The following is a 20,156-nucleotide window of genomic DNA, read 5'->3' as shown; positions in this document are numbered from 1 at the left end:
CCCGGGGGGACGCCCGGGGAAAACGATCAGGCCATTCGCCGAAAAGGCCTCTGCGTGACCTTGGTCACGCAGAGTGCCTGACGGCGGGTGGCCTTCGTGCGTTCCGTGCCCGGAATCGGCAGGTTTCGGCGCCCCTTTGTGTCCCGATTCGCTCGCCACCGTCCGCATCATCCGACGCATGACTATCGAAGCTCCCGCATTCATGATCACTGTGCGATTACCCCCACGGCGGCCGGTGGTCCGGCAATAGCTGCGCCGCCCACTAATCTTTCGCGAGTACTTCGCCGCATAACCCGCGTGCACCGGCGCACACCCAAGTCGCCGTGAACACAGGACCGATCGCAACACCCGGCCCGATCGCTCCCGCCCCGACCGGGCGGCCGGCGGCGGAGTTCCACTGACCGCTGTATCCCAGTGCCGGATGAGGAGATCGTCCCTGATGAACCGCAAGACCCTGGTGCTCCCGGCCGTAGCCGGACTGCTCACCCCCCTGCTCGCCGCCTGCGGCGGCGCGGAGGACCGTGGAGCGATCGTCGTCGGCACCACGGACCAGTTCATCGCCACCGCGGACGCCCCAGCCCCGCTCGACCCGGCCTTCGCCTACGACACCGGCGCCTGGAACATCCTGCGGCAGACCGTGCAGACCCTCATGCACGTCCCCCGCGACAGCGGCGAGCCCGTCCCCGAAGCCGCCCAGAGCTGCGGATTCTCCGACAAGGCCAGCGAGAGCTACCGCTGCAAGCTCCGCTCCGGCCTCACCTTCGCCGACGGCAACCCGATCACCGCCGAGGACGTCAAGTTCTCCATCGAGCGGGTGCTGAAGATCAAGTCGGACAACGGCACCGCCGCCCTCCTCGCGAACATCGACACCGTCGAGACCAAGGGCACCGACGAGGTCGTCTTCCACCTGAAGACCCCCGACGCCACCTTCCCGTACAAGCTCTCCACCCCGGTCGCCGGCATCCTCAGCAAGGACAAGTACGACGCCGGAAAGCTCCGCGACGGCTTCGACGTCGACGGCTCGGGCCCGTACACCATGAAGGTCGAGCGCGAGGGCGAGAAGGCCACCCGCTTCGTCTTCACCAAGAACCCCGCCTACAAGGGCGACATCACCCTGCGCAACGACAAGGTCGAACTGCGCCCCTACAGCGACGCGAACACCATGGGCCGGGCCCTGGAGAGCGACGACATCGACATGATGGCCCGCTCCCTGTCCCGGCAGCAGATCAAGGACCTCACCGAGACGCCCAAGGACGGCATCGAGGTCGTCGAGGTCCCCGGCCTGGAGATCCGCTACCTCGGCTTCAACACCAAGGCCCCCGCCGTCCAGGAGAAGGCCGTCCGCCAGGCCATGGCCGCCGTCGTCGACCGCGGCGCCCTCGTCAACCTCGTCTACGGCCCCACCGCCGAGCCGCTGTACTCGCTGATCCCCTCCAGCATCACCGGTCACGCCACCCCGTTCTTCGACGAGTACGGCGAGCCCGACGTCGCCCGCGCCGCCAAGCTCCTCAAGGACGCGGGCGTCAAGACCCCGGTCAAGATGACCCTGAACTACACCACCGACCACTACGGCGCCGAGACCGCGCAGGAGTTCGAGGCGCTCAAGAAGCAGCTCGTCGCCAGCGAACTCTTCGACGCCACCGTCCAGGGCGCCGAGTGGTCGAAGTTCCGCACCGCCCAGAAGCGCGGCGACTACGCCGTCTACGGCCTCGGCTGGTTCCCGGACTACCCGGACCCGGACAACTACATCGCGCCGTTCCTCGACAGCGACAACTTCCTCAACACCCCGTACGTGAACAAGGTCGTCCGCGACCAGCTCATCCCGCGCTCGCGCCGCCAGGCCGACCGCACCGCCGCGAGCCCCGTCTTCAACCAGATCCAGAAGATCGTCGCCCGGGACGTACCCGTCCTGCCCCTGTGGCAGGGCAAGCAGTACGTCGCCGCGCGCGACGACCTCAACGGAGTCGAGTACGCCCTCAACACGTCCTCCGACCTCCTGCTCTGGGAACTGGGCCGCGGTACCGCATAACCCGTCGACTGGATCGGTTACACCGGCCGCGCACCCGCGCGCGGCCGGCCTGACAAGAGATCACGAGGCACGTTCTGTGAAGACGCACAACAAGTGGCTGACGGCACCCCTCGCCGCGGGCCTGTCCGCCGCCCTCCTCAGCGGCTGCGGCACCGAGCAGGGGGGCTCGGGCGACTCGGGCAACGGCATACGCGTCGGCATGTCCGACGAGATCCTCGCCACCGACCCGGCCGCCGGCTACGACCCCGGCTCCTGGCTGCTGTTCAACAACGTCTTCCAGTCCCTGCTCGCCTTCCCCAAGGGCGGCCTCGAGCCCGAGCCCGAGGCCGCCGACAGGTGCGGTTTCTCCTCCGGCAGCACGGTGTACAGCTGCACCCTGCGGGACGGCCTCACCTTCTCCAACGGCAACAAGCTCACCTCGGAGGACGTCAAGTTCTCCTTCGAGCGCGCCCTCAGGATCGCCGACCCCTCCGGCCCCGCCCCGCTGCTCGCCACCATCAAGAGCATCGAGACCCCGGACGAGCGGACCGTCGTCTTCCACCTCAAGGTCCCCGACGCCACCTTCCCCAGCAAGATCGCCTCCGGCGCCGGCTCCATCGTCGACCACCGCGAGTACCCCGCCGACGCCCTGCGCACCGACGGCAAGGCCACCGGCTCCGGCCCCTACAAGCTGGACTCCTTCAGCGACACCGAGGCCACCTTCTCCGCCAACTCCGGCTACCGGGGCACCGCACGGCCCAAGAACGACGCCGTCACCCTCAAGCTCTACGGCGGCGACCGCTCCGCGCTCTCCAAGGCCCTCACCGACGGCGACGTGGACGTCGCCTACCGAGGACTCTCCGCCGAGGACATCGCCGCCCTCGAAACCTCCGAGACCACGAACGACAAGGGCATCGAGGTCACACAGGGCAGCAGCGCCGAGGTCCAGCACCTCGTCTTCAACATGAAGGACCCGGTCGTCGGCAAGCTCGGCGTCCGCCAGGCCATCGCCCACCTCGTCGACCGCGACGCCCTCGTCGAAGACGTCTACAAGTCGACGGCCACCCCGCTGTACTCGATCGTCCCGGCCGGCATCGCCGGACACAACACCGCCTTCTACGACACCTACGGCACCCCCGACAAGGCGAAGGCGAAGAAGGCCCTGCGCACGGCCGGCATCACCGACAAGGTGAAGCTCACCCTCTGGTCCACCCCGAGCCGCTACGGCCCGTCCACCGACCAGGAGCTCAAGGCCATCGCCGAGCAGCTCAACGCCAGCGGCCTCTTCGACGCCGACGTCAAGTCCGTCGCCTACGACCAGTACGAGAAGGACATCGCGGCCGGCAAGTACGGCGTCTACGTCAAGGGCTGGGTCCCCGACTACCCCGACGCCGACAACTTCACGACCCCGTTCTTCGGCAAGGGCAACGTCCTCGGCAACCACTACGAGAACGCCACCATCACCGGCACTCTCCTCCCGAAGACCGCCGCCGCCCCGGACCGCGCCGGCACCGCCGACGAGTACGGCACGGTCCAGGACCTCGTCGCCGAACAGCTGCCCCTCCTGCCGCTCTGGCAGGGCAAGCAGTACGCCGTCGCCCGCCAGGACGTCACGGGCCTCGAATGGACCCTCGACTCCTCGACGGTCTTCCGCTTCTGGGAGATCCGCAAGGGCTGACCCCTCCGCACGACGACAAGGGGCCCGGCGCGCGACACGCGCACCGGGCCCCTTTTCCGTCCTCTGCCGCTACTGGCCGTTGGCGCCGGGCCGCACCAGACCGCTCTCGTACGCGTACACCGCGGCCTGCACCCGGTCCCGCAGGCCCAGCTTCGTCAGCACATGACCCACGTGCGTCTTCACCGTCGTCTCGCTGACGAACAGATCCGCCGCGATCTCCGCGTTCGACAGACCCCGCGCCACCAGCTTCAGCACCTCGACCTCACGGTCCGTCAAGGTGTTCAGCGTGTCAGGCATCTGCTCCTCGCCCGTCGGCAGATGCGCCGAGTACTTGTCGAGCAGCCGACGCGTGATCGACGGAGCCAGCATCGCCTCACCGGCCGCCACCACCCGGATCGCCTGCACCAGCTCGGTCGCCGGGGCGTCCTTCAGGAGGAAACCGCTCGCCCCCGCACGCAGCGCCTCCACCACGTACTCGTCCAGATCGAACGTCGTGAGCACCAGCACCTTCGCCGGACCGTCCCGGCCCGGACCCGTGATCTGCCGGGTCGCCTCCACCCCGTCCATCCGCGGCATCCGGATGTCCATCAGCACCACGTCCGGCTGCAACGCCCGCACCTGGTCCTGCGCCTGGAGACCGTCCCCGGCCTCACCCACCACCGCGATGTCCTGCTCCGCCTCCAGAATCATCCGGAAGCCGGTGCGCAGCAGCGGCTGATCGTCGACCAAGAGGACGCGGATCGTCACAAGGGCTCCTTCAGGGGACCTGAACTCACGAGGTACGCCGGCACTACGGTGCCGGCGGGGCCAGGTCCATTCTGCCCTGACCCGAATCGCCCGACTCCGGCGGGCGCGCGGAAACGATCTTCAGCGGATAGACCGGGGGAGTCCCCCCGAACTCCGGACAGACCGCCTGGTGATCGCACCAGCCGCACAGCTTCGTCGGACGCGGCCGCCAGTCACCCGAATCCGTCGCCAGCCGGATCGCCTCCCACAGTGCCAGCAGCTTCCGCTCCACCCGCAGCAGATCCGCCTCCACCGGGTCGTACGTCAGCACCTCACCACTGCCCAGATACACCAGCTGCAGCCGCCGCGGGATCACCCGCTTCAGCCGCCACACCACCAGCGCGTAGAACGTCATCTGGAACAGCGCGCCGTCCCGGTACTCCGGCCGCGGCGCCTTGCCCGTCTTGTAGTCGACGATCCGGACATCACCCGAGGGCGTCACATCGATCCGGTCGATCACCCCGCGCAACCGCAGCCCGGAATCCAGCTCCGTCTCCACGAACAGTTCCCGCTCGGCCGGCTCCAGACGCGTCGGATCCTCCAGCGTGAACCACCGCTCGACCAGCCGCTCCGCCTCACCCAGCCAGCCCGCGAGACGCTCGCCCTCCGGGTCCTCCGCGAACAGCGCGCCCAGCTCAGGCTTCGACTCCAGCAGCCGGTCCCACTGCCCCGGAACCATCGCCCGCGCCCGCGGAGCCGTCCGCTCCACCGCCGGATCGTCGAAGAGCCGCTCGAGCACCGCGTGCACCAGCGTGCCCCGCGTCGCCGCCTCGCTCGGCTTCTCCGGCAGCCGGTCGATCACCCGGAACCGGTACAGCAGCGGACACTGCATGAAATCGCTCGCCCGCGACGGCGACAACGACATGGGCGCCCGGGGCTCCGCCGGCACCTGCTCGCTCGTACTCATGACGAAGACCCTACGACCCGCCACCGACAGCGAGCGGAATACCATCGACCTGGGACCCCGTCGCACTGCATGATCGAACCGTGACACACCGACGTGGGTCACCCTCCGCGACGAAAGGAACCCGTGAACCAGGACGAGCCCAAGCCGCAGCGGACCGAGGAGCCCGGCGGCGGGATCCTCATGGGCCGGCCCTTCGGCGTGCCCGTCTACGTCGCCCCCAGCTGGTTCCTCGTCGCCGCCCTCATCACCTGGGTCTTCGGCGACCAGATCGAGCGCGTCCTGCCCGAACTCGGCGCCGCCCGCTACCTCGTCTCCCTGTTCTTCGCCGTCGCCTTCTACGCCTCCGTACTCGTCCACGAACTGGCCCACACCATCGCCGCGCTCCGCTTCAAACTCCCGGTGCGCCGCATCCAGCTCCAGTTCTTCGGCGGCGTCTCCGAGATCGAGAAGGAGAGCGAGACACCCGGCCGCGAATTCGTCCTCGCCTTCGTCGGCCCCCTCCTCTCCCTCGTCCTCGCCGGCGTGTTCTATCTCTCGATGCACGCGGTCGAGCCCGGCACCGTCCCCGGCGTCCTCCTCGCCGGCCTGATGATCTCCAACCTCATCGTCGCGATCTTCAACCTGCTGCCCGGGCTCCCGCTCGACGGCGGCCGCATGCTCCGCGCCGTCGTCTGGAAGATCACCGGCAAGCCCATGAGCGGCACCATCGCCGCCGCCTGGGTCGGCCGCGCCCTCGCCGTCCTCGTCCTCGTCGGACTGCCCCTGCTCACCCGCACGGGCCTCCTCGGCAACTCCACCGACGACATCAGCGGCCTCAACACCGTCACCGACGCCCTGCTCGCCGCGATCCTCGCCGCCATCATCTGGACCGGCGCCGGCAACAGCCTCCGCATGGCCCGGCTGCGCGAACACCTCCCCGAGCTCCGCGCCCGCAGCCTCACCCGCCGCGCCATCCCCGTGGAACCCGCCACCCCCCTCTCCGAGGCCCTACGCCGCGCCAACGAGGCCGGCGCCCGCGCCCTCGTCGTCGTCGACGGCCACGGCGACCCCACCGGCATCGTCCGCGAGGCAGCCATCGCAGCCGTCCCCGAACACCGCCGCCCCTGGGTCGCCGTCAGCACCCTCGCCCAGGACCTCACCGACGGCATGCGCGTCCCCGCCGAACTCACCGGCCAGCCCCTCCTCGACCACCTCCGCGCCAGCCCGGCCACCGAGTACCTCGTCGTCGAGGACGCCGGCGAGATCTACGGAGTCCTCTCCACCACCGACGTCGAGCGTGCCTTCGTCCAGGCCATGGCACGACCGTCTTCGTAACCCCGGTACTCTGGTCACATGTCCGAACCGACCGGTGCCGCCCGCCGACGCGGGCCCTTCAAGGTCGGGGACCAGGTTCAGCTGACCGACCCCAAGGGCCGTCACTACACGTTCACGCTCGAAGAGGGAAAGAACTTCCACACCCACAAGGGTTCTTTCCCGCACGACGAACTGATCGGCGCCCCCGAGGGCAGCGTTGTCCGCACCACCGGAAACGTCGCCTACCTCGCGCTGCGCCCCCTGCTCCCCGACTACGTCCTGTCCATGCCCCGCGGCGCCGCCGTGGTCTACCCCAAGGACGCGGGGCAGATCCTGGCCTTCGCCGACATCTTCCCCGGCGCCCGCGTCGTGGAAGCGGGAGTGGGCTCGGGCTCGCTGAGCAGCTTCCTCCTGCGCGCCATCGGAGACAGCGGCATGCTGCACTCCTACGAGCGCCGCGAGGACTTCGCCGAGATCGCGAAGGGCAACGTCGAGCGCTACTTCGGCGGCCCGCACCCCGCGTGGCAGCTGACCGTCGGCGACCTCCAGGACAACCTGTCCGACACCGACGTCGACCGCGTCATCCTGGACATGCTCGCCCCCTGGGAGTGCCTGGAGGCCGTCTCCAAGGCGCTCGTCCCCGGCGGCATCCTCTGCTGCTACGTGGCGACCACCACCCAGCTCGCGCGCACCGTGGAATCCATCCGCGAGTTCGGCTGCTACGCCGAGCCGCAGCCCTGGGAATCCATGATCCGCAACTGGCACGTCGAGGGCCTCGCCGTCCGCCCCGATCACCGCATGATCGGCCACACCGGCTTCCTCGTCACCGCCCGTCGCCTCGCGGACGGCGTCGAGCCCCCGATGCGCCGCCGCCGCCCCGCCAAGGGCGCCTACGGCGAGGACTACGAAGGCCCCAACAAGGGCTGACGTCCCGACATCCACGGTGCGCCGCCGCCGAGTTCCCCGCCCACGGGCGGAACTCGGCGGCGGCGTCCTCATGTTCGGCGGGCGCTCTGTCTCCCCCGAGGGCCGACCCCGACTGTTCCGTCCCCCTGTGACGTGTGGCACGATGCCGGAAACCCGCCGCACCCCCACAGGAGACGTCTCGCGTGCAGCCCTCCGCCGCCCCGGACCTCGCGGACCTCGCACACACCCACGCCCGGTCGGCCCACTGGCTCGCCACCGCCACCGCGACCGCTGCGGTCGTCGCCCTCGCGGGCCTGCTCCAGCCCGGCCCCGCCGGAGCCACCGCGACCCCGGCCGCGACCCCGCGCCCCGCACCGGCTCCCGAGGCCGCCGGAGCCGCCTACCCGCTGGACTGCGGGGGAGCGCCCCACAAGGTCGCCAAGCGGGCGACCGGCGACCTGGACGGGGACGGAAACCCCGAGACCGTTGCGGTCGTGCACTGCGAAGCCGGCTCCGGCACCCCGCCGAGCGGCGTCTACGTCCTCACCCGGGGCAAGGAGGCCGGCGCACCCGCGCGCGTGGTGGCCACCCTCGTCGCACCCGAGCTCCTCAAGAGCGTCACCGAGTTCGCCGTACGCGACGGAGCGGTGCACGCCACCCTGCTCGGCTACTCGTCCCCCGACGTCCCCAGCTGCTGCCCCGACGAGAAGGAGCAGGTCAGCTGGCGCTGGAAGGGCGGCGCCTTCGTACGCTCCGGAGGGGCCGAAGCGCGCGGCGCCTGACCCGTCACTCCGCGTCGGGGCCGTACACCTCGACCTTGTCCGTGACCCGGCGCACATGGATGCAGTCGCCCGGGCACTCCTTCGCCGAGTCCACCACGTCCTGGAGCAGCGTCAGCGGGACCGGCGTCGTCGCACCGGTGTCCTGGAGAAGCTCGTCGTCGGCGCTCTTCACATAAGCGAGCCCGTCGATGTCCAGCTCGAAGACCTCGGGAGCGTACTGCGCGCAGATCCCGTCCCCGGTGCACAGGTCCTGGTCGATCCAGACCTCCAGCGCCTCTGCGGCGCCCGTGGACGGAGCCTCGTGCTGCACGGTCATATCTCCTGCCGTTTCTGCTTCTCGTGTTGCTTCTCGCGGGTAAGTCGGGCCACCTCTGACGGGTGTTGACCCACGACGACGATACAACCGCCCGCATTCAAGCAGCGAAGGGTGGGTATTCCCCTGTCGACAGGGGAAGCGCAAGGGTGAAGATCGGACACACCTCGGAGTCTTTTTGATCTAGGGGTTTCAATCACCACCCACGCAGGTAGGGTCAGGAAGCGTCCAGCTCCCCTTGGAGGAGGTGAGGACCGTGGCAGCCCACGACGACGACATCAACCGCGGCATCCGGCCGGGGCGGGGGTCTGAAGACCCCGCCGGTCAGGTTGCCTATCTCGAGCAGGAAATCGCCGTCCTGCGCCGCAAGCTCGCCGACTCTCCGCGACACACGAGGATTCTCGAAGAGCGGATCGTCGAGCTGCAGACCAGCCTGGCCGGCGTGTCCGCGCAGAACGAAAGACTGGCGAACACGCTCCGTGAGGCCCGTGACCAGATCGTGGCCCTCAAGGAGGAAGTCGACCGGCTCGCACAGCCGCCGGCCGGCTTCGGTGTCTTCCTGCAGGCCAACGAGGACGGCACGTGCGACATCTTCACCGGGGGCCGCAAGCTCCGGGTGAACGTCAGCCCGAGCATCGAGCTCGAAGAGCTCAGGCGCGGCCAGGAAGTCATGCTCAACGAAGCGCTCAACGTGGTCGAGGCCATGGAGTTCGAGCGCGCCGGGGACATCGTCACCCTCAAGGAGATCCTCGAGGACGGCGAGCGCGCCCTGGTGGTCGGGCACACCGACGAGGAGCGGGTGGTGAGGCTCGCCGAGCCTCTGCTGGACGTCACCATCCGCCCCGGCGACGCCCTGCTGCTCGACTCCAGGTCCGGCTACGTCTACGAGGTGGTCCCCAAGAGCGAGGTCGAAGAGCTCGTTCTGGAAGAGGTCCCGGACGTCGACTACACGAAGATCGGCGGTCTGGGCAACCAGATCGAGCTGATCCGCGACGCGGTCGAGCTCCCGTACCTCTACCCGGACCTCTTCAAGGAGCACGAACTGCGGCCGCCCAAGGGCATCCTGCTCTACGGGCCGCCCGGCTGCGGCAAGACGCTGATCGCGAAGGCCGTGGCCAACTCCCTGGCCAAGAAGGTCGCCGAGGTGACCGGTCAGCCCGCGGGGAAGTCCTACTTCCTCAACATCAAGGGCCCCGAGCTCCTCAACAAGTACGTCGGTGAGACCGAGCGGCACATCCGCCTCGTCTTCCAGCGTGCCCGGGAGAAGGCGAGCGAGGGCACCCCCGTCATCGTCTTCTTCGACGAGATGGAATCCCTCTTCCGCACCCGCGGCTCCGGTGTCAGCTCGGACGTGGAGAACACCATCGTCCCCCAGCTGCTCGCCGAGATCGACGGTGTGGAGGGCCTGGAGAACGTCATCGTCATCGGCGCCTCCAACCGCGAGGACATGATCGACCCCGCGATCCTGCGACCCGGCCGGCTCGACGTCAAGATCAAGATCGAGCGCCCGGACGCCGAGGCCGCGAAGGACATCTTCGCGAAGTACCTCACCGCCACCCTGCCGCTCCACTCGGACGACATCTCCGAGCACAGCGGCTCCAAGGCAGCCGCCGCCCACGGAATGATCCAGTCCGTCGTCGAGCAGATGTACGCCGAATCCGAGGAGAACCGCTTCCTCGAAGTCACGTACGCCAACGGCGACAAGGAAGTCCTCTACTTCAAGGACTTCAACTCCGGCGCGATGATCCAGAACATCGTCGACCGGGCCAAGAAGATGGCCATCAAGGCCTTCCTCGACCACAACCAGAAGGGCATCCGGGTCTCCCACCTCCTCCAGGCCTGCGTGGACGAGTTCAAGGAGAACGAGGACCTGCCCAACACCACCAACCCCGACGACTGGGCCCGAATCTCCGGAAAGAAGGGCGAGCGGATCGTGTTCATCCGCACACTCGTCACCGGAAAGCAGGGCGCGGACACCGGGCGCTCCATCGACACGGTGGCCAATACCGGTCAGTACCTGTAAAACGCCCACCGGCTGCGGATGTCCGGAAACCGGGCATCCGCAGCCGACGCATTCCATCCAGCATTTCCCCCGGCATCACAGGGAAATACGCAACTGATCTCCCCACCAGCGCGGAGCCGCTCTAGGCTCATCGGTACCGCCGAGTCGCGCACAGTGAGCGCCGCCGGGCAAGGAGGGCCGCATGACCGTACGGCGAGTAATGGGCATCGAGACGGAGTACGGGATCTCCGTCCCGGGCCACCCGAACGCCAATGCCATGCTCACCTCGTCCCAGATCGTCAACGCCTACGCGGCGGCGATGCACCGGGCGCGCCGCGCCCGCTGGGACTTCGAGGAGGAGAACCCGCTGCGGGACGCCCGCGGCTTCGACCTCGCCCGCGAGGCCGCCGACTCCAGTCAGCTCACCGACGAGGACATCGGCCTGGCCAACGTGATCCTCACCAACGGGGCACGCCTCTACGTGGACCACGCCCACCCCGAGTACAGCGCGCCCGAGGTCACCAACCCGCGCGACGCGGTCCTCTGGGACAAGGCCGGCGAGCGGATCATGGCGGAGGCCGCCGAGCGCGCCGCCCAGCTCCCCGGGGCCCAGCCGATCCACCTCTACAAGAACAACACCGACAACAAGGGCGCCTCCTACGGCACGCACGAGAACTACCTGATGAAGCGGGAGACCCCCTTCTCGGACATCGTGCGCCACCTCACCCCCTTCTTCGTCTCCCGCCAGGTCGTGACCGGGGCGGGACGGGTCGGCATCGGCCAGGACGGCCGGAAGAACGGCTTCCAGATCAGCCAGCGCGCCGACTACTTCGAGGTCGAGGTGGGCCTGGAGACCACCCTGAAGCGGCCCATCATCAACACCCGGGACGAGCCGCACGCCGACGCCGAGAAGTACCGCCGCCTGCACGTGATCATCGGCGACGCGAACCTCTCGGAGATCTCGACCTACCTCAAGCTGGGCACCACCGCCCTGGTCCTCTCGATGATCGAGGACGGGTTCATCACCGTGGACCTCGCCGTCGACCAGCCGGTGCGCACCCTCCACCAGGTCTCGCACGACCCGACCCTCCAGTACCTGGTCACGCTGCGCAGCGGCCGCACACTCACCGCGGTGCAGCTCCAGATGGAGTACTTCGAGCTCGCCAGGAAGTACGTGGAGGAGCGGTACGGGGCGGACGCCGACGAGCAGACCAAGGACGTCCTGATCCGCTGGGAGGACACGCTCAACCGGCTCGAGAACGACCCCATGAGCCTGGCCGGCGAGCTCGACTGGATCGCCAAGCGGGAGCTCATGGAGGGCTACCGGCGCCGGGACGACCTGGACTGGGACGCGGCCCGGCTGCACCTGGTGGACCTCCAGTACGCGGACGTACGCCCCGAGAAGGGCCTCTACAACCGCCTGGTGGCCCGTGGGCGCATGAAACGGCTCCTGGACGAGCCCGAGGTGGAGCGGGCCGAGACGGCGCCTCCCGAGGACACCAGGGCCTATTTCCGGGGCCGGTGCCTGGAGCAGTACGCCGACGACGTCGCGGCGGCCTCCTGGGACTCGGTGATCTTCGACCTGCCCGGCAGGGACTCGCTCCAGCGGGTGCCGACCCTGGAGCCGCTGCGGGGCACCAAAGCGCACGTGAAGTCGCTCCTGGACCGCTGCAGGACCGCCGAGGAACTGGTGCGGGTCCTGTCCGGGGGCTGATCGGAGGCCCGGCACGGGCCTGAAATACCCCGGCACTGGGAATCATGGAAGCAGTGCCCGGACGTTGTCGAAACTGCGGGGCCGATGTCGGACCCGCCCTATAGGGTCTGATCTTGTACGGACTCAACCGAGCGGGCCGATTCGAGCGGGGTGAGGGATATGGCGACCAAGGACACCGGCGGCGGACAGCAGAAGGCGACGCGTTCCACGGAGGAGGTCGAGGAGACCACCACGGAGGCGAGCTCCGACCTCCAGGAGCGCCAGGAGAAGCTGAGCGACGACGTGGACTCCGTCCTGGACGAGATCGACGACGTACTCGAGGAGAACGCCGAGGACTTCGTCCGAAGCTTCGTACAGAAGGGCGGCGAGTAGCCGCTTCACGCGCCTGAAGTCCTCCGTCCCCGGAGCCCCGGTGAAAGCCGTGGGTCCGGGGACGGATGACAAGCGGTGGCACGGGTAAGGTCCGTGCACAGCAAGCAAGATCGGCCGGCGCTTCCCACGGCGGGCCGACTCTCCCACCCGGAAGGAATCGCGTGGAAGCCAACCCTCGTAGCACCGGGCGTCTGCCGGCGGCCTTCCTGACGCCGGGCTCGTCCTCTTTCCTCGACTTTCTGGCGGACCACTCGCCGGAGCTGCTGCCGGGCGGCCGGAAGCTGCCCGAGGGGATCATCGAGGCCCCGCACGGGACGACCATCGTGGCGGCCACGTTCCCCGGCGGGGTCGTGCTCGCCGGTGACCGGCGAGCCACCATGGGCAACATGATCGCCCAGCGGGACATCGAGAAGGTCTTCCCGGCCGACGAGTACTCCGCCGTCGGCATCGCCGGCACCGCCGGTCTCGCCGTGGAGATGGTCAAGCTGTTCCAGCTGGAGCTGGAGCACTTCGAGAAGGTGGAGGGCGTCACGCTCTCCCTGGAGGGCAAGGCGAACCGTCTCTCCACCATGATCCGCGGCAACCTCGGCATGGCCATGCAGGGACTCGCCGTCGTGCCGCTCTTCGCGGGCTGGGACGAGGGCAAGGAAAAGGGCCGGATCTTCTCCTACGACGTGACCGGCGGCCGCTCCGAGGAGCACGGGTACGCCGCCACCGGCTCCGGCTCGATCTTCGCGCGCGGCTCGATGAAGAAGCTCTACCGCGCCGACCTGACCGAGCAGCAGGCCACCACGCTGGTCGTGCAGGCGCTCTACGACGCGGCGGACGACGACTCGGCGACCGGAGGTCCGGACATGGCACGCCGGATCTTCCCGATCATCACGGTCATCACGGACGAGGGCTACCGCAGGCTGACGGAGGACGAGTCCTCCGCGCTGGCCCGGTCGGTCACCGAGCGGCGTCTCGAGGAGCCCGACGGGCCCCGCGCCGCCCTGCTCTGACCACTCGTCGCCCGACTGAAGCCCAGAAGAAAGGGACGGACCGCCGGTGTCCACTCCGTTCTACGTCTCACCCCAGCAGGCCATGGCCGACCGGGCGGAGTACGCCCGCAAGGGCATCGCCCGAGGCCGCAGCCTTGTCGTCCTCCAGTACACCGACGGGATCGTCTTCGTCGGTGAGAACCCGTCCCGCGCGCTGCACAAGTTCAGCGAGATCTACGACCGGATCGGCTTCGCGGCCGCCGGCAAGTACAACGAGTACGAGAACCTCCGCATCGGCGGCGTGCGCTACGCCGACCTGCGGGGCTACACCTACGACCGGGACGACGTCACCGCGCGCGGCCTGGCCAACGTGTACGCCCAGACGCTGGGCACGATCTTCTCCAGCGCGGGGGAGAAGCCGTACGAGGTGGAGCTGGTCGTCGCCGAGGTCGGCGCCGATTCGTCGGGCGACCAGATCTACCGACTGCCCCACGACGGCTCGATCGTCGACGAGCACGGCTCGGTCGCGGTCGGCGGCAACGCGGAGCAGATCAGCACCTTCCTCGACCAGCGGCACCGGGACGGCATGTCCCTCGCCGAGGCCCTGAAGCTGGCCGTGCAGGCCCTGTCGCGGGACACCAACGGCAGTGAGCGGGAGATCCCCGCGGAGCGCCTGGAGGTGGCGGTCCTGGACCGCACGCGTCCGCAGCAGCGCAAGTTCAAGCGGATCGTCGGCCGTCAGCTGTCGCGTCTCCTGGAGGCGGACAACGCGGCGGCGACGAAGACGGACGAGCCCTCGGACGAGGCTCCCGAGGAGTAGACGCTCCGATCGAACCGATCAAAGGGGCTTCGGCGCGCGCGAGCGGACCGGAGCCCCTTCGGCGTGTCCGCCCTCAGAAGGCCCCTCAGGAGGCCTTCAGGAGTCTTCAGGAGCTTCAGGAGGCCGGTGCGGGCCCCGAGGAGCCCCGGGGGATCAGGGTGACGGGGAGAGAGGTCGGCGCCGGCGGCTCGCCCCCGAGGACGGCGAGGAGCGCCTCCATGCCCCGCCGGCCGAACTCCTCGGCGGGCAGTCGAACCGTGGTGAGCTCCGGCTCGACCACCGTCGCCAGGGCCATGTCGTCGAAGCCGGTGACCGACAGGTCCTCGGGCACCCGCAGCCCGAGCCGACGCGCGGCCTTGCACACGCCGACCGCGAGGATGTCGTCGTCGCAGATCACCGCCGTGGGCCGGGGCCCGGGGGCGGCGAGGGCCAGGCCCGCGGCCTCCCACGCGTCCGCGACGTTCAGCGGCGACCGTACGGTGCGGACGTCCGTCCCGCGCAGGGCGTGGGCCAGCGTGGCGGCCCGCACGTCGAAGGTCCAGGACGGGGCCGCGGACGCCAGGTGGAGGAAGCGGCGGTGGCCGAGGCCCAGCAGGTGGTCGGTCACCCGGTGCATCCCGTCGGCGACGTCGAGGTTCACATGGGCCGCGGCGCCGGGGCCGGCCGGGTCGCTGTCGAGCATGACGAGCGGGAGGTCGGTGCCCCTGAAGGCCTCCAGGGCGTCGGTCGCCATCGAGGAGGCGAGCACGCCGTCGAGGGCGGCCTGCGCCGAGGCGAAGGGGTCCCGCGCGGGGCCCAGGCCGTCGGGCGAGGGGTAGAGGACGACGCCGAAGCCGTGCCGGGCCGCCGCGGCGGCGGCGCCCGTGTAGACGTGGGCGAAGAACTCGTTGGTGAGCGCCGGGACGATCAGCAGGGCGGTGCGGGTACGGCCCAGGCGGAGGTTGCGGGCGGCGAGGTTGGGCCGGTAGCCGAGGGTCCGGGCGGCCTCCCGCACGGCCTCGGCGGTGGGCTCGGAGACGCGGCCGCGCCATTTGTCACCGAGGACCAGCGAGACGGTCGCCTGGGAGACACCCGCGGTCCGGGCGACGTCCCGGCTGGTGGGGCGGGTGCCGCCGAGCGGCTCCGGGGTCTGCACACAAGCCTCCGCGTCGGACGGTTCCGGGTCGCGGGAGGGGGCCCCGGCCCGGTCGCGGGGTGGACCCGCGCACTGCCGACATGGTACGTATGACGACGGAAGTTATACGTAAAACCTCGGGCGCGGTCCGAGACGAGGGGAGACCACATGGCCACCGAGGCCCCGGCACACGGCGGCTATCTCGACATACTTCGGGCGCCGCACGCCGCCCGGCTGCTCGCCGGCACCCTCGTGGGGCGCCTGCCCAACGGCGTCGGTCCCATCGCCATCACCCTGTTCGTCCGCGACCAGGGCGGCAGCTACACCCTCGCCGGCGGCCTCATCGCCGCCTACGGCGTCGCGACCGCCGTCGGCCAGCCCCTCCTCGGCCGCGCCGTCGACCTCAAGGGCCAGCCCCGCGTCCAGCTGCCCGCCGCGGTCCTCTCCGCCCTCGGCATGGTCCTGCTCGCCCTCACCGGCATCGGCCACCTCGGCCTCGCCTACGCGGCCGTCGTCGTCGCCGGGCTCTTCACGCCGCCCCTGGAGGGCGGCCTGCGGGCCCTCTGGCCGAGCGTCCTCGGCCGCGAGGACCGGGTCCACCGGGCGTACGCCATGGACGCGGTCGCGCAGGAGGTCATGTTCACCGTCGGCCCGCTGCTGCTGACCCTCCTCGTCTCCCTCTGGTCGCCCGCCGCCGCCCTCCTCGTCATCAACCTCCTCGGCGTCCTCGGCGCCCTCGCCGTCGTCCTCTCCGAGCCCTCCCGCAGCTGGCGCTCCGCGCCCCGGGAAGCCCACTGGCTGGGCGCCCTGCGCTCCCCGGGACTCCTCGCCCTCCTCGGTTCCTTCTTCTTCGTCGGCCTCGCCCTCGGCTCCATCACCGTCGCCGCCATCGCGTACGCCGACGACCGGGGCGACCCGTCCGTCTACGGCTGGCTGATGGCCGCACTCGGCCTCGGCGCGCTCCTCGGCGGTGTCACCTACGGCGCCCGGCAGTGGTCCGGAGCCCCCGAACGGCGGCTCCGCGTCCTCGTCCTGCTCCTCGCGGTCTGCTACCTGCCGCTGGTGCTCACCCCCGGCCCCGTCGCCATGGCCGGCCTGGCGGCCCTCGCCGGCGTCTTCCTGGCGCCCGTCCTCGCCTGCGCCTTCATCGTCGTGGACCGGCACGCGCCGCGCGGCACGGTCACCGAGGCCTTCTCCTGGCTCGTCACCACCTTCGGCGTCGGTTCGGCCCTCGGCTCCGCCGTCGCCGGACCCGCCGTCGAACTCGCCGGGACGGTCGCCGGATTCGCCGTCGCCGGGGTGGGCGGCCTCGTCGCCCTCCTCGTCCTGCTCGCCACCGGCCGCGTCCTCGACGTGCCCGCCGCCCCGAAAACCCCCGGGGCCGAGGCGCGACACGCCGGAGATGCGGGCGCCCTCACCTCCGTACACACGGAAAAGAACACGCACTGATCGGAAAATGATCGAAACGGGAACGTCCAACCCGGTTTCAGCACAGGCCGTCAGGCGTAATGTTCAGACATGGACCGCCGCATTTTCGGGCTGGAGAACGAGTACGGCGTCACGTGCACGTTCAGGGGACAGCGCCGACTGTCTCCTGACGAAGTGGCGCGCTACCTCTTCCGCCGTGTCGTGTCATGGGGCCGCAGCAGCAATGTCTTCCTGCGGAACGGCGCCCGCCTGTACCTGGACGTGGGATCGCATCCGGAATACGCCACACCGGAATGCGACAACGTGACCGAACTGGTCACCCACGACAAGGCCGGTGAGCGCATTCTCGAGGGCCTGCTCGTCGACGCCGAACGCCGCCTGCACGAGGAGGGAATCGCGGGCGACGTCTACCTCTTCAAGAACAACACCGACTCGGCCGGAAACTCCTACGGCTGCCACGAGAACTATCTCGTCGCCCGTCACGGGGAGTTCTCCCGGCTCGCGGACATCCTCATTCCGTTCCTGGTCACCCGTCAGCTCATCTGCGGCGCGGGAAAGGTCCTCCAGACTCCGCGGGGCGCGGTGTTCTGCGTCTCCCAGCGCGCCGAGCACATCTGGGAGGGCGTCAGCTCCGCGACCACCCGCTCGCGGCCCATCATCAACACCCGTGACGAGCCGCACGCGGACGCCGAGCGCTACCGCCGACTCCACGTCATCGTCGGCGACTCGAACATGTCCGAGACGACCATGCTGCTCAAGGTCGGCGCCACCGACCTGGTGCTCCGCATGATCGAGGCCGGCACGGTGATGCGCGACCTGACCCTGGAGAACCCGATCCGGGCCATCCGCGAGGTCAGCCACGACATCACCGGCCAGCGCAAGGTCCGGCTCGCCAGCGGCCGCGAGGCCTCCGCCCTGGAGGTCCAGCGCGAGTACTACGAGAAGGCCGTCGACTTCGTCGACCGCCGCGGGATCCGGTCCGGCAACGTCGCCCAGGTCCTGGAGCTGTGGGGCCGCACGCTCGACGCCATCGAGAGCGAGCGGCTCGACAGGATCGAGACCGAGATCGACTGGGTCATGAAGCACCGGCTCATCGAGCGCTACCGGGCCAAGCACAACATGACCATGTCGAACCCGAGGGTCGCGCAGATAGACCTCGCCTACCACGACATCCACCGCCGTCGTGGGCTGTACTACCTGCTGCAGAAGAACGGCCAGGCGGCCCGGATCTGCAACGACCTGAAGATCTTCGAGGGCAAGTCGGTGCCTCCGCAGACCACTCGGGCCCGGCTCCGCGGCGACTTCATCCGCCGCGCGCAGGAGCAGCGGAGGGACTTCACCGTCGACTGGGTGCACCTCAAGCTGAACGACCAGGCGCAGCGCACGGTGTTGTGCAAGGACCCGTTCCGCTCCGTCGACGACCGCGTCGAAAAGCTGATCGCCGGAATGTAAGCAGGTCATACCGGTCATGGGGCTCCGCACGTTTGACGTGCGGAGCCCTTCGGCGTGACAGGAGGGTCCCCTAGAGTGTCGGGACAACTACTGTGCCGTCTGAGATCTGAGGAACACGTGCGCCGACTTGCCGGCCTTCTCGTCGTCCCGCTGCTGCTGCTCTCGACAGCGGCGTGCGGCAGCGACGACAAGGGCTCCGATTCCGCTTCGATGACGAACGGGCTGCCCGCCATCACCGCGGGGGCCAAGTTCGGCGAGAAGCCGACCCTCGCCAAGGGCGAGGGCGCCCCGCCCAAGGAACTCAAGGTCAACGTCATCAGCGAGGGCAAGGGCCCGGTGACGAAGAAGGGCGACGCGCTCCAGGTGAACTACCTGGGTCAGGCCTGGGACTCCACCACCCCCTTCGACAACAGCTTCGACCGCGGCCAGCCCTTCGACCTGACGCTGGGCGCCGGCCAGGTCATCAAGGGCTGGGACCAGGGCCTCGAGGGCCAGAAGGTCGGCAGCCGCATCGAGATCGGCATCCCGCCGGAGCTCGGCTACGGTGCGCAGGGCCAGGGCGACATCAAGCCCAACGCCACCCTCGTCTTCGTCGTGGACATCCTGAAGTCCGTCACGATCCCGAAGTCCGCCACCGGCACCCCGGTCGCGCAGGACAACAAGGACCTGCCGAAGGTCGGGACGAACACCGACGGCAAGGCGCCCACCCTGACGGTCCCCAAGACCGACCCGCCGACCAAGCTCGTCTCGAACTACGTGCTCGAGGCCGACGGCGAGGCCGTGAAGGCCACCGACACGGTCGTCGTGAACTACGTCGCCGCCCTCTGGAAGGACGGCAAGGTGTTCGACTCGACGTACACCACGGGCAAGCCCGCGAACTTCCCGCTCGCGCAGCTCACGCTGAAGGGCCTCAAGGACGGTCTCGTCGGCAAGAAGGTCGGCAGCCGCGTCCTCATCGTCGCCCCGCCGTCCGAGGCGTTCGGCAACGAGGAGAAGCAGGGCATTCCGAAGAACTCCACGCTGGTGTTCGCCGTGGACATCCTGACGAAGATGTAAGACTGTCCCGATCGCGTAGTTCATCAGTATGAGGAGCAGTTCAGTGAGCATCGAGAAGCCCGAGATCGACTTCCCGGGTGGCGAGCCGCCGAAGGACCTGGACATCAAGGACATCTGGGAGGGCGACGGCGAGGTCGCCAAGCCCGGTGACTTCGTGAAGGTCCACTACGTCGGTGTGTCCTTCGACTCCGGCGAGGAGTTCGACGCCTCCTGGAACCGCGGTGCCCCGCTCGACTTCCGTCTCGGTGCCGGCCAGGTCATCCAGGGCTGGGACCAGGGTGTCCAGGGCATGAAGGTCGGCGGCCGTCGCCAGCTGATCATCCCCGCGGACCTCGCCTACGGAGACCGCGGCGCCGGCGGCAAGATCGCCCCGGGCGAGACGCTGATCTTCGTCTGCGACCTCGTGGGCGTCGCCAAGCACTGACCCGACACGCGACCGGGCACCGTCCCGGCCACGTGACGCGGCCGGCCGGGCACGGTCCCGGCCGGTGACGGTCCTCCGAGGGCCCCCGCCATCCACGGCGGGGGCCCTCGGCTTTGGTCCC

18 protein-coding genes are annotated in these 20,156 nt (G+C 69.5%); 14 read left to right on the top strand and 4 right to left on the bottom strand.

Annotation, left to right across the window (positions count from 1 at the left end):
- The first annotated feature begins 439 nt into the window (after positions 1 to 439).
- Together OG462_RS11040 and OG462_RS11035 are read left to right on the top strand one after the other, a co-directional pair.
- Positions 440 to 2,029, top strand: coding sequence for an ABC transporter substrate-binding protein (locus OG462_RS11040; protein WP_406056854.1), 1,590 nt, complete (start codon positions 440 to 442; stop codon positions 2,027 to 2,029).
- Positions 2,030 to 2,105: 76 nt separating this feature from the next.
- Entirely contained in the window at positions 2,106 to 3,686 is a 1,581-nt protein-coding gene (locus tag OG462_RS11035) for an ABC transporter substrate-binding protein (RefSeq protein ID WP_406056852.1), read from the top strand.
- A 69-nt stretch (positions 3,687 to 3,755) separates the two neighbouring features.
- Here OG462_RS11035 and OG462_RS11030 read toward each other — a convergent pair whose 3' ends face one another.
- Both OG462_RS11030 and OG462_RS11025 read right to left on the bottom strand, forming a co-directional pair.
- A complete protein-coding gene (locus OG462_RS11030) occupies positions 3,756 to 4,433 on the bottom strand; it encodes a response regulator transcription factor (RefSeq protein ID WP_266889982.1) in 678 nt (225 codons plus the stop codon).
- Between the two features lie 43 nt (positions 4,434 to 4,476).
- On the bottom strand, positions 4,477 to 5,379 hold the full coding sequence (locus OG462_RS11025) for a RecB family exonuclease (protein ID WP_406056850.1): 903 nt from the start codon (positions 5,377 to 5,379) through the stop codon (positions 4,477 to 4,479).
- 180 nt (positions 5,380 to 5,559) lie between these two features.
- Here OG462_RS11025 and OG462_RS11020 point away from each other — a divergent pair, with 180 nt between their 5' ends.
- From OG462_RS11020 to OG462_RS11010, 3 genes are all read left to right on the top strand, one after another.
- A complete protein-coding gene (locus tag OG462_RS11020; RefSeq protein ID WP_406066464.1) occupies positions 5,560 to 6,693 on the top strand; it encodes a site-2 protease family protein in 1,134 nt (377 codons plus the stop codon).
- Positions 6,694 to 6,711: 18 nt separating this feature from the next.
- Positions 6,712 to 7,599: a tRNA (adenine-N1)-methyltransferase gene (locus OG462_RS11015; protein ID WP_015032448.1), complete on the top strand. Its 888-nt coding sequence runs from the start codon at positions 6,712 to 6,714 to the stop codon at positions 7,597 to 7,599.
- A 182-nt stretch (positions 7,600 to 7,781) separates the two neighbouring features.
- The gene (locus OG462_RS11010; RefSeq protein WP_406056848.1) at positions 7,782 to 8,360 is read left to right on the top strand and encodes a hypothetical protein; all 579 of its coding nucleotides are present in this window, start codon (positions 7,782 to 7,784) and stop codon (positions 8,358 to 8,360) included.
- A 4-nt stretch (positions 8,361 to 8,364) separates the two neighbouring features.
- Here the strand turns inward: OG462_RS11010 and OG462_RS11005 are convergent, their stop codons facing one another.
- Positions 8,365 to 8,676, bottom strand: a complete 312-nt coding sequence (locus tag OG462_RS11005; RefSeq protein WP_030315991.1) for a ferredoxin — start codon at positions 8,674 to 8,676, stop codon at positions 8,365 to 8,367.
- A gap of 253 nt (positions 8,677 to 8,929) precedes the next feature.
- Here OG462_RS11005 and arc point away from each other — a divergent pair, with 253 nt between their 5' ends.
- The 5 genes from arc to prcA all read left to right on the top strand — a co-directional run bounded on the left by arc (position 8,930) and on the right by prcA (position 14,561).
- The gene (gene arc / locus OG462_RS11000; protein ID WP_406056845.1) at positions 8,930 to 10,696 is read left to right on the top strand and encodes a proteasome ATPase; all 1,767 of its coding nucleotides are present in this window, start codon (positions 8,930 to 8,932) and stop codon (positions 10,694 to 10,696) included.
- 181 nt (positions 10,697 to 10,877) lie between these two features.
- Entirely contained in the window at positions 10,878 to 12,389 is a 1,512-nt protein-coding gene (gene dop, locus OG462_RS10995) for a depupylase/deamidase Dop (protein ID WP_406056843.1), read from the top strand.
- Between the two features lie 159 nt (positions 12,390 to 12,548).
- On the top strand, positions 12,549 to 12,761 hold the full coding sequence (locus OG462_RS10990) for a ubiquitin-like protein Pup (protein ID WP_030315996.1): 213 nt from the start codon (positions 12,549 to 12,551) through the stop codon (positions 12,759 to 12,761).
- 161 nt (positions 12,762 to 12,922) lie between these two features.
- Positions 12,923 to 13,762 (top strand): proteasome subunit beta, encoded by an 840-nt coding sequence (gene prcB, locus OG462_RS10985; RefSeq protein ID WP_406056841.1) that lies wholly within the window; start codon positions 12,923 to 12,925, stop codon positions 13,760 to 13,762.
- A 46-nt stretch (positions 13,763 to 13,808) separates the two neighbouring features.
- The gene (gene prcA / locus OG462_RS10980; RefSeq protein WP_406056839.1) at positions 13,809 to 14,561 is read left to right on the top strand and encodes a proteasome subunit alpha; all 753 of its coding nucleotides are present in this window, start codon (positions 13,809 to 13,811) and stop codon (positions 14,559 to 14,561) included.
- Between the two features lie 115 nt (positions 14,562 to 14,676).
- Here prcA and OG462_RS10975 read toward each other — a convergent pair whose 3' ends face one another.
- Positions 14,677 to 15,696, bottom strand: a complete 1,020-nt coding sequence (locus OG462_RS10975; protein ID WP_406056837.1) for a LacI family DNA-binding transcriptional regulator — start codon at positions 15,694 to 15,696, stop codon at positions 14,677 to 14,679.
- Positions 15,697 to 15,843: 147 nt separating this feature from the next.
- Between OG462_RS10975 and OG462_RS10970 the strand changes: the two genes are divergently transcribed.
- The 4 genes from OG462_RS10970 to OG462_RS10955 all read left to right on the top strand — a co-directional run bounded on the left by OG462_RS10970 (position 15,844) and on the right by OG462_RS10955 (position 20,035).
- Positions 15,844 to 17,124, top strand: coding sequence for an MFS transporter (locus tag OG462_RS10970; RefSeq protein ID WP_406056836.1), 1,281 nt, complete (start codon positions 15,844 to 15,846; stop codon positions 17,122 to 17,124).
- A 69-nt stretch (positions 17,125 to 17,193) separates the two neighbouring features.
- On the top strand, positions 17,194 to 18,555 hold the full coding sequence (gene pafA / locus OG462_RS10965) for a Pup--protein ligase (protein WP_406056833.1): 1,362 nt from the start codon (positions 17,194 to 17,196) through the stop codon (positions 18,553 to 18,555).
- 117 nt (positions 18,556 to 18,672) lie between these two features.
- Positions 18,673 to 19,611 carry an FKBP-type peptidyl-prolyl cis-trans isomerase gene (locus OG462_RS10960; protein WP_406056832.1) on the top strand — a complete coding sequence of 313 codons (939 nt, stop codon included), beginning with the start codon at positions 18,673 to 18,675 and terminating at the stop codon, positions 19,609 to 19,611.
- 43 nt (positions 19,612 to 19,654) lie between these two features.
- Positions 19,655 to 20,035 carry an FKBP-type peptidyl-prolyl cis-trans isomerase gene (locus OG462_RS10955; protein WP_406056830.1) on the top strand — a complete coding sequence of 127 codons (381 nt, stop codon included), beginning with the start codon at positions 19,655 to 19,657 and terminating at the stop codon, positions 20,033 to 20,035.
- The last annotated feature ends 121 nt before the right edge of the window (positions 20,036 to 20,156 follow it).

The organism is Streptomyces sp. NBC_01077, assembly GCF_045162855.1.
Taxonomy (GTDB): Bacteria; Actinomycetota; Actinomycetes; order Streptomycetales; family Streptomycetaceae; genus Streptomyces.
The sequence above is the reverse complement of the archived record's forward strand: the minus strand, read 5'-3'. Positions and strand labels throughout refer to the sequence as shown.

Bases quoted from the DNA above. Each gene is read 5' to 3' on its own strand.
- OG462_RS10990 (WP_030315996.1), top strand. From the start codon at position 12,549: ATGGCGACCAAGGACACCGGCGGCGGACAGCAGAAGGCGACGCGTTCC.
- OG462_RS10970 (WP_406056836.1), top strand. From the start codon at position 15,844: ATGGCCACCGAGGCCCCGGCACACGGCGGCTATCTCGACATACTTCGG.
- dop (WP_406056843.1), top strand. From the start codon at position 10,878: ATGACCGTACGGCGAGTAATGGGCATCGAGACGGAGTACGGGATCTCC.
- OG462_RS11040 (WP_406056854.1), top strand. From the start codon at position 440: ATGAACCGCAAGACCCTGGTGCTCCCGGCCGTAGCCGGACTGCTCACC.
- pafA (WP_406056833.1), top strand. From the start codon at position 17,194: ATGGACCGCCGCATTTTCGGGCTGGAGAACGAGTACGGCGTCACGTGC.
- OG462_RS11020 (WP_406066464.1), top strand. From the start codon at position 5,560: ATGGGCCGGCCCTTCGGCGTGCCCGTCTACGTCGCCCCCAGCTGGTTC.
- OG462_RS11025 (WP_406056850.1), bottom strand. From the start codon at position 5,379: ATGAGTACGAGCGAGCAGGTGCCGGCGGAGCCCCGGGCGCCCATGTCG.
- OG462_RS11005 (WP_030315991.1), bottom strand. From the start codon at position 8,676: ATGACCGTGCAGCACGAGGCTCCGTCCACGGGCGCCGCAGAGGCGCTG.
- OG462_RS11015 (WP_015032448.1), top strand. From the start codon at position 6,712: ATGTCCGAACCGACCGGTGCCGCCCGCCGACGCGGGCCCTTCAAGGTC.